General features: G+C 64.6%; 14 protein-coding genes and 1 riboswitch. Of the genes, 11 read left to right on the forward strand and 3 right to left on the reverse strand.

All coding sequences use genetic code 11. From position 1 onward, the window contains the following. Positions 1 to 7 precede the first annotated feature (7 nt). Positions 8 to 724, forward strand: a complete 717-nt coding sequence (phoU, locus tag NLM33_RS32385; protein WP_027521516.1) for a phosphate signaling complex protein PhoU — start codon at positions 8 to 10, stop codon at positions 722 to 724. Positions 725 to 738: 14 nt separating this feature from the next. Next, positions 739 to 1,446: a phosphate regulon transcriptional regulator PhoB gene (gene phoB / locus NLM33_RS32390; RefSeq protein WP_254102329.1), complete on the forward strand. Its 708-nt coding sequence runs from the start codon at positions 739 to 741 to the stop codon at positions 1,444 to 1,446. An 82-nt stretch (positions 1,447 to 1,528) separates the two neighbouring features. Here the strand turns inward: phoB and NLM33_RS32395 are convergent, their stop codons facing one another. Next, positions 1,529 to 2,041 carry a GcrA family cell cycle regulator gene (locus tag NLM33_RS32395; protein ID WP_254102331.1) on the reverse strand — a complete coding sequence of 171 codons (513 nt, stop codon included), beginning with the start codon at positions 2,039 to 2,041 and terminating at the stop codon, positions 1,529 to 1,531. A gap of 455 nt (positions 2,042 to 2,496) precedes the next feature. On the opposite strand from NLM33_RS32395, the gene NLM33_RS32400 reads away from it, so the two are divergent. The 4 genes from NLM33_RS32400 (at position 2,497) to NLM33_RS32415 (ending at position 6,344) form a co-directional block, all read left to right on the forward strand. Continuing rightward, a complete protein-coding gene (locus NLM33_RS32400; RefSeq protein WP_254102333.1) occupies positions 2,497 to 3,705 on the forward strand; it encodes an aspartate aminotransferase family protein in 1,209 nt (402 codons plus the stop codon). Further along, positions 3,705 to 4,628, forward strand: a complete 924-nt coding sequence (argF, locus tag NLM33_RS32405) for an ornithine carbamoyltransferase (RefSeq protein ID WP_254102335.1) — start codon at positions 3,705 to 3,707, stop codon at positions 4,626 to 4,628. The genes NLM33_RS32400 and argF overlap by 1 nt, the downstream gene beginning before the upstream one ends. Positions 4,629 to 4,778: 150 nt before the next feature. After that, a complete protein-coding gene (locus tag NLM33_RS32410; RefSeq protein ID WP_254102337.1) occupies positions 4,779 to 5,786 on the forward strand; it encodes an Hsp33 family molecular chaperone in 1,008 nt (335 codons plus the stop codon). Between the two features lie 180 nt (positions 5,787 to 5,966). Continuing rightward, positions 5,967 to 6,344, forward strand: a complete 378-nt coding sequence (locus NLM33_RS32415) for a hypothetical protein (RefSeq protein ID WP_254102339.1) — start codon at positions 5,967 to 5,969, stop codon at positions 6,342 to 6,344. 185 nt (positions 6,345 to 6,529) lie between these two features. On the opposite strand, the gene apaG is transcribed toward NLM33_RS32415, so the two are convergent. Further along, entirely contained in the window at positions 6,530 to 6,925 is a 396-nt protein-coding gene (apaG, locus tag NLM33_RS32420) for a Co2+/Mg2+ efflux protein ApaG (RefSeq protein ID WP_254102341.1), read from the reverse strand. Between the two features lie 178 nt (positions 6,926 to 7,103). On the opposite strand from apaG, the gene NLM33_RS32425 reads away from it, so the two are divergent. From NLM33_RS32425 to NLM33_RS32435, 3 genes are read left to right on the forward strand one after another with little or no spacing between them, the layout of a single operon-like run. Then, positions 7,104 to 8,363, forward strand: a complete 1,260-nt coding sequence (locus tag NLM33_RS32425) for an OpgC domain-containing protein (RefSeq protein ID WP_254102344.1) — start codon at positions 7,104 to 7,106, stop codon at positions 8,361 to 8,363. Further along, entirely contained in the window at positions 8,363 to 9,142 is a 780-nt protein-coding gene (locus tag NLM33_RS32430; protein WP_254102347.1) for an SGNH/GDSL hydrolase family protein, read from the forward strand. Before NLM33_RS32425 ends, NLM33_RS32430 begins: the two co-directional genes overlap by 1 nt. Positions 9,143 to 9,154: 12 nt before the next feature. Next, positions 9,155 to 10,159 (forward strand): SGNH/GDSL hydrolase family protein, encoded by a 1,005-nt coding sequence (locus NLM33_RS32435; RefSeq protein ID WP_254102349.1) that lies wholly within the window; start codon positions 9,155 to 9,157, stop codon positions 10,157 to 10,159. Positions 10,160 to 10,278: 119 nt separating this feature from the next. Here NLM33_RS32435 and NLM33_RS32440 read toward each other — a convergent pair whose 3' ends face one another. Further along, on the reverse strand, positions 10,279 to 11,475 hold the full coding sequence (locus tag NLM33_RS32440) for an O-succinylhomoserine sulfhydrylase (RefSeq protein WP_254102352.1): 1,197 nt from the start codon (positions 11,473 to 11,475) through the stop codon (positions 10,279 to 10,281). A 70-nt stretch (positions 11,476 to 11,545) separates the two neighbouring features. Next, positions 11,546 to 11,625, reverse strand: a riboswitch (SAM riboswitch). A 79-nt stretch (positions 11,626 to 11,704) separates the two neighbouring features. On the opposite strand from NLM33_RS32440, the gene NLM33_RS32445 reads away from it, so the two are divergent. Then, a complete protein-coding gene (locus NLM33_RS32445; protein ID WP_371930007.1) occupies positions 11,705 to 12,841 on the forward strand; it encodes a 2'-deoxycytidine 5'-triphosphate deaminase in 1,137 nt (378 codons plus the stop codon). 201 nt (positions 12,842 to 13,042) lie between these two features. Next, complete coding sequence (locus tag NLM33_RS32450; RefSeq protein WP_254102356.1) at positions 13,043 to 14,098, forward strand: hypothetical protein; 1,056 nt, start codon at positions 13,043 to 13,045, stop codon at positions 14,096 to 14,098. Positions 14,099 to 14,296 lie beyond the last annotated feature (198 nt).

The following is a 14,296-nucleotide window of genomic DNA, read 5'->3' on the forward strand; positions in this document are numbered from 1 at the left end:
ACAGGAAATGGCTTCTGAACATACCGCAAAGGCCTTCGACACCGACCTCCAGGAGCTCACGCGGCTCGTCGCGGAGATGGGCGGCCTTGCCGAGCGCATGATCGTCGATTCCGTCGATGCGCTGATCCGCCGTGACGTCGCGCTCGGCCAGCGCGTGGTGGCAACCGACGCCGAAATCGACGCGCTCCAGAAAAAGATCGAGGAGCGCGCCGTGCTCACGATCGCACGTCGCCAGCCGATGGCGGTCGACCTGCGCGAAATCGTCGGCGCCATGCGCGTTGCGACCGATCTGGAGCGGATCGGCGACCTCGCCAAGAACATGGGCAAGCGCGTTGCCGCGCTCGAGACCGATTTCCATCCGCTCAAGCTGTTCCGCGGCCTGGAGCACATGACCGACCTCGTGCAGCAGCAGGTCAAGTCGGTGCTGGACGCCTATGCCGCGCATGACCTGCCGGCGGCGATGATGGTCTGGAAAGGCGACGAGGAGGTCGACGCGATCTGTACCTCGCTGTTCCGCGAGCTCCTCACCTACATGATGGAGGATCCGCGCAACATCTCGTTCTGCATCCATTTGATGTTCTGCGCCAAGAACATCGAGCGGATCGGCGATCATGCGACCAATATCGCCGAGACCGTCTTCTACATGATCGAAGGTCAGGCCATCGCGGACAAGCGTCCGAAGGGCGACATGACGACCTTCGCCACGACCGTGCCGAACACTTAAGGAGCGACGACGCCATGGGCGCACGCATTTTGGTTGTTGAGGACGAGGAAGCGCTGACCGAGCTGTTGCGCTACAACCTCGAAGGCGACGGCTACGATGTCGAGACGGTGATGCGCGGCGACGACGCCGACACCCGCCTCAAGGAGCACATCCCCGACCTGATCGTGCTCGACTGGATGCTGCCGGGCCTGTCCGGCATCGAGCTGTGCCGCAGGCTTCGCGCAAGGCCCGAGACCAAGGGGTTGCCGATCATCATGCTCACGGCGCGCGGTGAGGAGAGCGAGCGGGTGCGCGGGCTTGCCACCGGCGCCGACGACTACATCGTCAAGCCGTTCTCGGTGCCCGAGTTGCTCGCGCGCGTGAAAGGCCTGCTCAGGCGTGCGAGCCCCGAGCGGCTTGCGACCATACTTGCCTACGGCGACATCGAGCTGGATCGTGAAAAACGCCGCGTCGCGCGCTCCGGACGGCCGATCGACCTTGGCCCGACCGAATATCGCCTCTTGGAGTTCTTCCTGGAGCATCCGGGCCGCGTGTTCTCGCGCGAGCAGCTGCTCGACAGCGTCTGGGGCCGCGACATCTATATCGACGAGCGCACCGTCGATGTCCACATCGGCCGCCTGCGCAAGCTGCTCAATCTCGGCCGCGAGCAGGATCCGATCCGCACCGTCCGCGGCGCCGGCTACGCGCTGGATGATCGGTTTGCGAAGGCGGAGCAGACGTAAAAAAGCGCGCCGGATGGCGCGCTGACGTCTCTCGATCAAACGTCCCGGCCTTGCGCCGGGACGTTGTCGTTTGTGGCCGAACTCAGCGCGTGCCGGGCTTGGCCGGAGCGCGGCGGCGGTCGGCGGCCGGTTGGTAGGCGACGCGCGAATGCTGCGCGCAGTAGGGCAGGCCCGAGAGCGACTTGCCGCCGCAGAAGAAGAAATCCGGGCTCGAGGGATCGCCGACCGGCCAATGGCAGGTCGCTTCGTTGAGCTCGAGCAGCGACAGGCGCTGGCTCATCGGAACGACGTTGTCATAGGTGATCGGATCGGGCTCGACCTCGACCTCGAAGGCCTGGGCGAGGGCGGTGTTGCCGCGCGAGATCGGGCGGCTCACCCGCATCATGTGCTGCGCCGGGCGCGCCTTGCGCGGCCGCGGAGCCGCCGAGGACGGGGTCTTGGCGCGGCCGGACAGGCCCAGCCGGTGCACCTTGCCGATTACGGCGTTGCGCGTCACATTTCCGAGCTCGGCAGCGATCTGGCTGGCCGAAAGCCCGGCTTCCCAGAGCTTTTTCAATTGCTCGACGCGATCGTCGGACCAGGTCAAAACCGTCATTGCACCCTTCCCCTCGCCGCGCGCCTGCCAATCCTTGGGGCCGCGTGGCGATGTCTAAGCCTCGAAAAACCCGTGCTGCCAGAATCCCTTAAGGCTCGCCGGGCGCGAAAACGCACCTGAACGTTACGCCGGTACATGAGGACTAAGAGGATCAGAACTGCTGCACGAGATGTCGTATCTGACGGGGGAAACGCTACAATATGGCGTGACTCCCGCGCAAGAGTCTGCGGCCCAGCGTCCACATGTTCCGTCGCTAAAAGAACTCAAAATTGCCACCGCAAGACTACGGGCCGCGCGGCTTGCAGGGGCCTTCTGGCGGCATTGACAGCGGTTTTTCCAGGCATAAAATAGTGACACGTGCCGCCCTTAAAAGGCGGCACGTTTCGTTTTCCGGGCAGGTCAATGATGCGCTGCGCAACGCAGCCTCAGCCGGCCCCAACATCCAAGTGACCGCCATGACCAAGAGCGCCGCGACGCATCTGCTTCCCGTTTTCGCCAGGGCCGAGCTCGGCTTCGAGCGCGGCGAAGGCTGCTGGCTGGTCTCAACCAATGGCGAGCGCTATCTCGATTTCACCTCGGGCGTCGCCGTGAATGCGCTCGGTCACGCACATCCGCATCTGGTCAAGGCTCTGCAGGAGCAGGCGACGAAGCTCTGGCACATGTCGAACCTGTTCCAGAGCCCGGATGGCGAGAAGCTCGCAGTCAGGCTCTGCAACGAGAGCTTTGCGGACTTCGTGTTCTTCTGCAATTCCGGCGCCGAGGCGATGGAATGCGTGATCAAGGTGGTGCGCCGCTATCACGCCTCCAAGGGCCATCCCGAGCGCTACCGCATGATCACCTTCGAGGGCGCTTTCCACGGCCGCACGCTTGCAACGCTCGCGGCGACCGGCTCGGCGAAATATCTCGAAGGTTTCGGCCCGCCGCTCGACGGCTTTGACCAGGTGCCGCATGGCGACCTCGAAGCCGTCAAGAAGGCGATCGGCCCGCAGACTGCCGGCATCCTGATCGAGCCGATCCAGGGCGAGGGCGGCGTGCGCTCGGCTCCTCCCGCCTTCTATCGCGCGCTGCGCCAGCTCTGTGACGAGCATGGCCTGTTGCTCGCCTTCGACGAGGTGCAGACCGGCATGGGCCGCACCGGCGAACTCTTTGCACATCGCCGCCTCGGCGTGACCCCCGACGTGATGTCGCTTGCGAAAGCGCTCGGCGGCGGCTTTCCGATCGGCGCGTGCCTTGCGACCGCCGAGGCCGCCTCCGGCATGACGCCCGGCTCGCACGGCTCGACCTTCGGCGGCAATCCGCTCGCCGTGTCCGCGGCGAACGCCGTGCTCGACGTCATGCTCAAGCCCGGCTTCTTCGATCACGTGCAGAAAATGTCGCTGTTGCTCAAGCAGAAGCTCGCCTCCGTGATCGACCGCCATCCTGATGTCGTCAGCGAGGTGCGCGGCGAGGGGCTTTTGATCGGCCTCAAGGCCGTGGTGCCCTCGGGCGATCTCGCCACGGCGTTGCGCAACGAAAAGCTGCTCACCGTTGGCGCCGGCGACAACGTCGTGCGCTTCCTGCCGCCTTTGATCGTCACCGAGGCGGAGATCGAGGAGGGCGTCGCGCGGCTCGAGCGTGCCTGCACGGCGATTGAATCCACTCTCAAGACGCCGGCGGCAAGCTGATGAGCAAGACGCCCAAGCACTTCCTGGACATCAACGAGCTGCCGCTGTCGGAGCTCAAGAGCATGCTCGCCGCTTCCTCCGCCATGAAGGCGAAGCAGAAGGCGCATCAGCCGGTCAGGCCGCTCGAGGGCAAGACGCTGGCGATGATCTTCGAGCGTCCGTCGACGCGGACGCGGGTGTCGTTCGATGTCGCCATGCGCCAGCTCGGCGGTGAGCCCATCATGCTCACCGGTGCGGAGATGCAGCTCGGCCGCGGCGAGACCATCGCCGACACCGCGCGCGTGCTGTCGCGCTATGTCGATGCCATCATGATCCGCATCCTCAATCACGATGCGCTGCTCGAACTCGCGGCCAACGCGACCGTGCCTGTCATCAACGGCCTGACGCGGCGTTCGCATCCCTGCCAGGTGATGGCCGACCTCATGACGTATGAGGAGCATCGCGGGTCGATCGAGGGCAAGACGGTGGCCTGGACCGGCGACGACAACAACGTTCTCGCCTCCTGGGCGCATGCCGCCGAACGCTTCAAGTTCAACCTCAACGTCGCGACCCCGCCGGAGCTCGCGCCGAAGAAGGCGATGCGCGACTGGGTCAAGGCGACGGGCGCCCCGATCATGCTCGGCACCGATCCGGAAGCCGCGGTGCGCGGCGCCGATTGCGTCGTCACCGACACCTGGGTCTCGATGGGCGACAAGGAAGGCGAGCATCGCCACAACGTGCTCAAGCCCTATCAGGTCAACGCCAAGCTGATGTCGCTGGCCAAGCCCGATGCGCTGTTCATGCACTGCCTGCCCGCCCATCGCGGCGAGGAGGTCACCGATGAGGTGATCGATGGTCCCCAGTCCGTCGTGTTCGACGAGGCCGAAAACCGCCTGCACGCGCAGAAGGGTATCTTGGCTTGGTGCTTTGACGCGGTGAAGTAATTCGACGCGGTGGCGTAGATCCGAAGCGTCGTCCTGGCGAAAGCCAGGACGACGCCGAATTTGCTGTATCGTTTGCGATCAAAACAGCGTCCGGGCTGCGTTGCCCCGCGCCCCTTCCATTTCATCTCCTCCGACCCCAGATAGAGCGCCATGGTCTCCCAATCCCCTGACATCAAAGCCGGGCCCGAAAGCCCGGTTCGCGCGCCGTCTTCCGTTCCCGTCGACGATGCGGTGCTGCCTTTCGAGGTCGATGCGCTCGACGTGCGCGGGCGCTTGACCCGGCTCGGGCCTGCGCTCGACGAGGTCCTCACCAAGCACGATTACCCCGCGCCGGTCGGCAAGCTACTCGGCGAGGCGATCGTGCTGACGACGCTGCTTGGCTCGGCGCTGAAATTCGAGGGCCGCTTCATCCTCCAGGCCCAGACCGACGGCCCGGTGTCGTTCCTGGTGGTCGACTTCAATGCGCCCGACCGCCTGCGCGCCTATGCCCGCTACGACGCCTCGCGGCTCGGCGAGGCCAAGGACTCCGGCTCGCTGCTCGGCCGCGGCCATCTCGCCATGACCATAGACCAGGGCGCGGATATGAGCCGCTACCAGGGGCTCGTCGCACTCGACGGTGGCAGCCTGGAAGATGCCGCGCATGAGTACTTCCTGCGCTCCGAGCAGATCCCCACCCAGGTGCGCCTCGCCGTCGGCGAGGAATGGCGCTCGAGCGACGGCGGCAAGCGCCGCTGGCGCGCCGGGGGCCTCTTGATGCAGTTCCTGCCGAAGGCTCCGGAGCGCGCGCGACAGGCCGACCTGCATCCCGGCGACGCGCCCGAAGGCACCACGCCGCACACGGTTGCCGAGGACGATGCCTGGGTCGAAGCGCGCTCGCTGATCGGCACGGTCGAGGACGTCGAGCTGATCGATCCCGATCTTTCCGGCGAGCGGCTGTTGTACCGCCTCTTCCACGAGCGCGGCGTGCGCGTGTTCAATCCGCATAATCTGAAAGCGGAATGCTCCTGCTCGCGCGATGCGGTGGCAGCGATGCTGAAGAGCTTTTCGCCGGACGATCGCGCCGCGATGGTGAAGGACGACAAGGTCGTCGTGACCTGCGAGTTCTGTAGCTCGGTGTACGAGTTCTCGCCGGATGAGGCCGGTGTCGAGAACGCATAGATTTCGTAGGGCGGGTTAGCCTTGCGACTGCGCGAAGCGCAGTTCGCTAGGCGTAACCCGCCACGCCTACGTGCCCCCGTAAAAGAATCCCACGAAAATCTCCCGCAATCCCGCGCGCTCTCTCGACGCGCGGCAATTTCCGCGTGTATCGTCGCTCGCCATTGGGCTTTGGGGGATACCATGCGAATTGTACTGAGTATCGTTGCGTCGTTGATGTCGGCGGGCCTCGCGCAGGCCGACAAGGTGGTTGCTTCGGGCCGGCCACTGATGCTCTATCAGGCTTGGTCGACCAATCCCGATTGCACCTCCGCCGGCGCCGTCGTCTTGCGAGTGGCTCAAGGTCCCGAGCACGGCCGCGTTGCGATCCGCCAGACCGGCGTCTTTCCGCGCTTTGCCGAAAGCAACGTTCGCAGCGCCTGCAACCGCCGCCGCGTCCCCGGCGTCCAGGCCATCTACACCTCCCAGCGCGGCTATCTCGGCTCCGACCTCGTGATCCTCGAAGCGCTGTTTCCGGCTGGACGGGGCGTGAAGGTGACGCTTCCGATACGGGTGATGTGACGGGTTCATCGGCTCGACTTTCACAATGGCGGCCGGCTACCCACACACGCGGTGCCATCGCCCGATAGATCGGGCGATCCAGTATTCCAGAGACGACAGTGATTGAATCGAAGAGCCGCGGCGTATTGGATGCCCCGGTCAAGCCGGGGCATGACAGCTGTGGTGTAATGATCAGCGCGAACGCCTTAGTTCAACACCCGCTTGCCGCCGTCCGGGCTATCGAGCGAAAACGTCGGCACGTCGATCTCAAAGCGCTCGCCGCTTTCGTTGACCATCTGGTAGCGGCCGGTCATGAAGCCCGAGGCGGTCGAGAGCGGGACGCCGGAGGTGTATTCGTAGCGCTCGCCGGGCCCGAGGATCGGCTGCTCGCCGATCACGCCTTCGCCCTTGACCTCCTGTTGCCGCCCCGTCGCGTCGGTGATGATCCAGTGCCGCGTCTTGAGCTGCACGGTCTCGTCGCCGGAATTGGTGATCACGATGGTGTAGGACCAGAAGTAGCGCGAGCGCTCGGCCGACGACTGCTCCGGGACAAAGTTCGGCTCGACGGTCACTTCGATCTGGCGGGTCACGGCACGGTACATGGTTGCCATCATAACGAAAACCTAGCCGGGAACCAATCGTGGCCCGCGGCGTCAGCGACATCGTGCCGCCCGAATTGGCACCGTAGTTACACCCCAATGTGATCCGGTCGCTTTGCGAGCAGGCCTCCGGCCCGGTACACTCCTCAAACGCCGCGATTTGCGCAAGGGTTTTGGCCCGATGACCATTGCCGACCAAGTGACGGGATCGCCGGTCGCGGGAACCGCGGATGCCAAGTCCGCCGTGGAGGCGAAGCCGCGCGCGGCGGCGCCCGCCATTACGCTGCCCGTCATCGGCGAGCGCGAGCTTCGGCTCGACCTCTTCCGCGGGCTGGCGTTGTGGCTGATCTTCATCGACCACTTGCCGCCAAACCTGCTGACCTGGTTCACCATCCGCAACTACGGCTTCAGCGACGCCACCGAGATATTCATCTTCATCTCCGGCTACACCGCAGCCTTCGTCTACGGCCGCGCGATGCTGGACTCCGGCTTCGTCATCGCCACCGCGCGCATCCTGCGCCGGGTCTGGCAGATCTATGTCGCCCACGTCTTCCTGTTCACGATCTTCCTCGCGGAAATCTCCTACGTCGCGACCAGCTTCGAGAACCCGCTCTACACGGAAGAGATGGGCATCATGGATTTCCTCAAGCAGCCCGACGTCACCATCGTGCAGGCGCTGCTCCTGCGCTTCCGGCCCGTCAACATGGACGTGCTGCCGCTTTATATCGTGCTGATGCTGGCGCTGCCGCTGATCCTCTGGTTGATGAAATGGAAGCCGGATCTCACGCTCGGCCTGTCGGTCGTGCTCTACGTGGTGACCTGGGAGTTCGATCTCTATTTTTCGGCCTATCCGAATGGGTTCTGGGCCTTCAACCCACTCGCCTGGCAATTGCTGTTCGTGTTCGGCGCCTGGTGTGCGCTCGGGGGTGCGCGGCGCATGTCGCGGATCCTGGCATCACCCGTGACGATGTGGATCTCGATCGCCTATCTGGCCGCGGCGTTCTACGTGACGCTGACCTGGTACCTGCCGCAGCTCTCCCACTTCATGCCGAAGCGGATCGAGCAGTGGATGTATCCGATCGACAAGACCGACCTGGACGTGCTGCGCTTCACGCATTTCCTGGCGCTGGCCGCGCTCACCGTGCGCTTCCTGCCGCGGGACTGGCCGGGCCTGAAATCGCCCCTCCTGAGGCCGCTGATCCTCTGCGGCCAGCATTCGCTGGAGATATTCTGCCTCGGCGTGTTCCTGGCCTTTGCCGGCCATTTCATCCTGGCCGAGGTGTCCGGCGGCCCGGGCATGCATGCGCTGATTAGTCTCTGCGGAATCCTGATCATGTGGGGGATGGCCTGGGTGATTTCGTGGTACAAGCAGGTGGCTGACAAGAGCGGTTCGAAAACCAAAAACGCCGTCGGCAACGCCGATTTGGCGGGAGGGGGCTGATGAAGGCGAAGGTTCTCCTGAGCCTGGTCCTGCTATGCGGTGCTCTCGCCGCGCCTTCTGTGCGCGCCGAGGATAATGCTGCGCCTCAAGCTCCCGCAGGGCCTGCGGCATGCGAGGTGCCGTCCTATCTGCTCGCCACCGAAAGCCAGATCCCGAGGGTCGCCGAAACGGTGAAGAGCGAAAAACCGCTCGAAATCCTGGTCATCGGCAGCCGGTCGACCACCATCCCGTCGTCGGAAGAAAGCTCCTATCCGGCCCGGCTTCAGGCGATCTTGAAGGAGAAGCTGCCGTCGGAACCGGTGCACGTCTCCGTAGAACTACAGAGCAAGAAGACCGCAGAAGAGGCCGCATCCGGCTTCGTTAAGCTGATGGAAGCAAAAAAGCCTACTTTGGTCATCTGGCAGACCGGGACCGTGGATGCTATCCGATCCATCGATCCCGATGAGTTCCGCAGTGCCGTCACGGATGGCGTTACTGCGCTGCAAAATGCGGGGGCCGACGTTATATTGATGAACTTGCAGTACAGCCCGCGGACCGAAACGATGATCTCGGTGCCGCCCTATCTCGATAATATGCGCGTGGTGGCGCAGGAGCATGATATCCCGCTGTTCGATCGTTTCGCGATCATGCGTCAATGGAATGATCAGGGTCAGTTCGACCTGTTCAATCCGTCGCGCGGACCGGAGTTGGCGAAACAGGTCCATGATTGCCTTGGCCGGGCGCTGGCGCAGTTTGTCGTCGATGCCGCCCATCTCGGTCCGGCCCAGCAGCAAAACTGAGGTTTAGCGTAAATGAGTTCTTTCCGCCCTTTTGGCCTGACGGCATGGCTGGCTGCGCCCATGGCGGCTGCGCTGCTGATGCCTGTAACCCTGTCGCCCGCCTGCGCGCAGGCTGTGGCCGTCGCGCCGACGGCCCCGCAGGCCGCTAGTCCGGCGCCCGGGCCGCAGACCACGACCCCTGCGACCAGCCAGCAGGAATCTCCCGAGCAGCGTGGCCTCACCGCGCGGGCCATCGACAAGGTCAAGCAGGTCGCCAAATCCGCCGGCGACATCTTTAGCCGCGTGCCGTGCCTGCCGCCCAAGGACGCGCACAAGGGTGGCGCGAAATCGATGGGCTCGCTGCCGCATGTCGCCAGCAAGCTGGTCGCGGGCAAGCCGGTCGTGATCGTCGCGTTCGGATCGTCGTCGACCGCGGGCTTCGGTGCGAGCTCGCCCGATTTCAACTATCCGAACCGTCTCGCCGCGCAACTGCACCGGCAATATCCGACTGCCGACATCACCGTCATCAACGCGGGTGTCGGCGGCGAGGACGCGCCCGAGATGATGAAGCGCCTCCAGAAGGAGGTGATCGACGTGCATCCGGATCTCGTGATCTGGCAGGTCGGGACCAACGCGGTGCTGCGCAACCTCGATCCCGGCGACACTGCAAAGCTCGTCGAGGACGGCATCACGCGCATCCAGGCGGTCGGCGATGCCGACATCGTGCTGGTCGATCCGCAATATTCGCCGCGCGTCACCGAGCGCCCCGAGAGCGCCGGCAAGATGGTGAAGCTGCTCGGCCGCGTCGCGGAGCTCCGCCACGTCGGTATCTTCCCGCGCTTCGAGGTGATGCGCGACTGGCACGAGAAGCAGGACATTCCGGTCGAGAGCTTCGTGATCTCCGACGGCCTGCACATGAATGATTGGGGCTACGCCTGCTTCGCGCAGCTCCTCGGCGACGACATCATCCGCTCCGTCGGCCAGATCAAGCTCGGCGTCAACGTACCTGCGAACGTGCGCACCTACCGGCCGATGTGAGCTCTTGTAGGGTGGGCAAGGGCGCGCTCTTCGCGCGCCGTGCCCACCATCTATCGGCAGTGAGATCGTGAATGGTGGGCACGCTGCGCTTTGCCCACCCTACGATTTTGAGTACGTGGCTACGCCTTCTCCAGCGCCGCGGTGAGATCCTCGATCAGATCATCGGCGTGCTCGAGCCCTGCGGAGAAGCGGATAAAGCCCTCGCTGATGCCGAGTGCGGCGCGGTCTTCCGGCTTCAGGCGCTGATGCGTCGTGGTTGCCGGATGCGTCACCAGGCTCTTGGCGTCACCGAGATTGTTGGAAATCTTGGCGAGCCTCAGCGCATTGAGCACGCGGAACGCGGCCTGCTTGCCGCCCTTGACCTCGAAGCCGACCAGCGTCGAGCCGCCGCGCATCTGCTTCTTCACCAGCGCCGCCTGCGGATGATCGGCGCGGCCGGGATAGATCAGCCGTGAGATCTTGGGATGGCTCGCGAGCACCTCGGCGACGCGGGCCGCGGTGTCGGTCTGCGCACGCACGCGCACGCCGAGCGTCTCCAGCCCCTTGAGCAAAACCCAGGCGTTGAACGGCGAGATCGACGGCCCGGTCTGGCGCATGAAGTTATGGATGTGCTCGGCGATGAAGGATTCCGACGACAGGATGATGCCGCCGAGGCAGCGGCCCTGGCCGTCGATATGCTTGGTCGCGGAGTAGACGACGACATCGGCGCCGAGCGCGAGCGGGCTCTGCCAGATCGGCGTTGCGAACACGTTGTCGACGACGAGTCGCGCGCCGCCCTTGTGCGCGATCTCGGCGATGGCGGGAATGTCGAGCACGTCGAGCGTCGGATTGGTCGGGCTTTCCAGGAAGAACGTCTTGGTGTTCGGCTTGACCGCGCGCTGCCACTGGTCGAGATCGAGACCGTCGACCAGCGTGGTCTCGATGCCGTAGCGCGGCAGCAGATCCTGCACCACGTAGAGGCACGAGCCGAACAGCGCCCGCGAGGCCACCACATGATCGCCAGCCTTCAAGGGCGCCAGGATCGCGGTCGTCACCGCCGCCATGCCGGTTGCTGCCGAGCGGGCGGCTTCGGCGCCCTCGAGTTCGATCATGCGCTGCTCGAACATCGCGATCGTCGGGTTGGAATAGCGCGAATAGATGAAGCCGGGATCCTCGCCCTTGAATCGCGCCTCGCATTCCTCGGCGCTCGCGTAGACGTAGCCTTGCGTGAGGAACAGCGCCTCGGACGTCTCGCCATATTGCGAGCGCAGGGTGCCGGAATGGACCAGGCGGGTTTCGGGACGGTATTGCGCGGCGGACGCCGGGGACTTCGACATAGGACCTCCAACGTGACCAGTTCGAAAATGGTCACAAAAAAACCGGCCTGGATATCTCCACTGGCCGGGATCACAGAGGTCCCCGGCCTGTTTAGCGATTTATTTAACGTGGCTGCAAGCCGGCCGGCTCAAATCACCACGGGATAAGTCATGCTCATATTCCGCCATGCCCTTTTCGTCAAGGCATCCATCGGATAGCGGTAAAACGTTCGTTTTTCCGCATTTTTGGATGCGTTTGACCCGAGATGAGGACCACCGGTTGACGTTCACGGTCGCCGCCGACGCCAATGGTATCCTGCCCGACCGCATGATCGCGGCGATGGCGGATGGCGGGCTGATCCTGCCCGCCTACGACTTCGTCGAGAGCCAGATCCAGCCGGCGAGCCTCGATTTGCGCCTCGGCGACATCGCCTACCGCGTGCGCGCGAGCTTCCTGCCCGGGCCCGGCGCCACCGTCGCGGAGCGCATCGACGAGTTGAAGCTGCACGAGTTCAGCCTCGCCGACGGCGCGGTGCTGGAGACCAATTGCGTCTACATCGTGCCGCTGCTCGAGAGCCTCGCGCTGCCGCCGGAGATCGTCGCGGCCGCCAATCCGAAAAGCTCGACCGGCCGGCTCGACGTCTTCACCCGCGTGATCGCCGACGGCACCCGCCGCTTCGACATGATCGGCGCCGGCTATCACGGCCCGCTCTACGCCGAGATCAGCCCAAAAACGTTTCCGGTGCTGGTGAGCGAGGGCTCGCGCCTGTCCCAGGTGCGCTTCCGCACCGGCGATGCCATCCTCAACATCGACCAGCTCGAGGCGCTGCATGCGACCGAGCGCCTCGTCGATATCGACGAGGCCGATCTCACCGGCGGCGTCGCCGTCTCCGTCGATCTCTCCGGCGAGAAGGGCGGCGGCTTCGTCGGCTATCGCGCCAAGCGCCACACCGGCGTCGTCGATGTCGATCGCCGCGCCGGCTACGCGGTCGAGGATTTCTGGGAGCCGATCTCGGCGCGTCCTGACGGCAGCCTCATCCTCGATCCCGGCGAGTTCTACATCCTCGCCTCCAAGGAAGCGGTGCAGGTGCCACCGGACTACGCCGCGGAGATGGTGCCGTTCGATCCCCTGGTCGGCGAATTCCGCGTGCATTATGCCGGCTTCTTCGATCCCGGCTTCGGCTATGCCGGCGCCGGCGGGCAAGGCGCCCGCGCCGTGCTCGAGGTGCGCTCGCGCGAAGTGCCCTTCATCCTCGAGCACGGCCAGATCGTCGGCCGCCTCGTCTACGAGAAGATGCTGGCGCGGCCCGACGCCATGTACGGCCAGCGCATCGGCTCGAACTACCAGGCGCAGGGCCTGAAGCTGAGCAAGCATTTCCGGGTGTAGCCGCTAGCCCACTCTCCGGTGTCGTCCTGGCGAAGGCCAGGACCCATAACCCCAGGGAGTGGTTTGGCGAAGACACTGGGTTGAGAGCTTCGCGCCACAACCGCTCCCTGTGGTTGTGGGTGCCGGGTCGCGCTTCGCTTGCCCGGGACGACAGGGTAAAGTGTTGCGGCTTCAACGATAACAACAAGCCGGGGAGCGAACATGGGCACCGCAGCGGACACCGCCGAACAGCAAGCCCAGTGGCAACGCTGGCGCGCCATCGCCGATCTCTATCACGCCTATTTCACCGGCCTGATCCTCACCGTGGTGACGCGGCGCGGCACGGCGGATGCGGCTGAATTCGTCTTCCGCGTGTTTCGCCGCCAGCAGCACGAGCGCTTCCTGCCTGGGCTCGACAAGCTCGGGCTCCGTCATCTGCCGCCGGCGGTCGCGGCCGCGCAATATCACTATCTCTCCAACTGGATCGGCGGCGTGCATGTCGAATACATGTATGAGAGCGACGCCAAGGCCTGGATCCGCTATCCGCCCCCGCGCTGGATCTGGAAGGGCCCCGCGATCTGCGGCATTCCCGGCGAAGTGTCGCGCGCGATGCTGCGCGGCTGGCACGCCAACAATGGCGTCGTGCTCGGTGATCTCAGGCTCGGCTTCGTCTGCACCAAGCAGAGCGTTGACGGCCAGGACGGGCTCGAAGGTTACTACTACCAGTACGATCATCCGCTCGAGCTCGACCAGCGCCTTGTATTCGCGCGTCATCTCGAAGCCCCACTATTCGATGCGAACAGTGCGCCGGCGCTGCCGGTCGCGAGCTGGCCAAAACCACGGCTCGAAAAGGCCTATCGTAACTATGCGATGGAATACGTTCGCACGGCCGCGCCGGTGATGGTGCAGTTGTTCGGTCCTGGGGATGCCGGATATCTGCTGCATCTGACGGGCAAGCTGATCGGCATGCAGAGTTTTGACGAGGTCGCGGCGGCGCTGGGGATGAGCCACGGTGGCGCGAAGGAGTTTGCGGCCTTCCTGAACGCGCTGCTCGCCGCGCAGGACGATGCGGCCGATCTTGTGCAGTCCGAACATGGCTTCGAGATCCGTCAGCGGAGCTGGACGTTGATGGACGACGTCGCCGATTATCATCCGGCTATGGCGAAGGTGCTGGAAGGATTGTGCGAAGGTCTCGCTGCGGGATGTGGGCGGCATATTGGCGTCAGGCTGAAAGCCGGTGCAGGCGGCAAGCCGCCGCTGGTGTGGAGCGTCGGCTAGCGAAGATTCGATCCGCGCACTCCACCTCACCCCGCTTGCGGGGGAGTAAAGTACCTTCCATGTGCCGAAATGCACTGCCGCAGGGGGCCTGTGCGCCGGACGCAGGTGGAATTGGCGCGTGGCGTGCTAACACGGGCCATTCATCGCGTTCGTTCATGGGTTGAATCCGGTCAATTGGCGGTGAACGCGATCATTTTC

The sequence above is a fragment of the Bradyrhizobium sp. CCGUVB1N3 genome, from assembly GCF_024199925.1.
Lineage (GTDB): Bacteria > Pseudomonadota > Alphaproteobacteria > Rhizobiales > Xanthobacteraceae > Bradyrhizobium.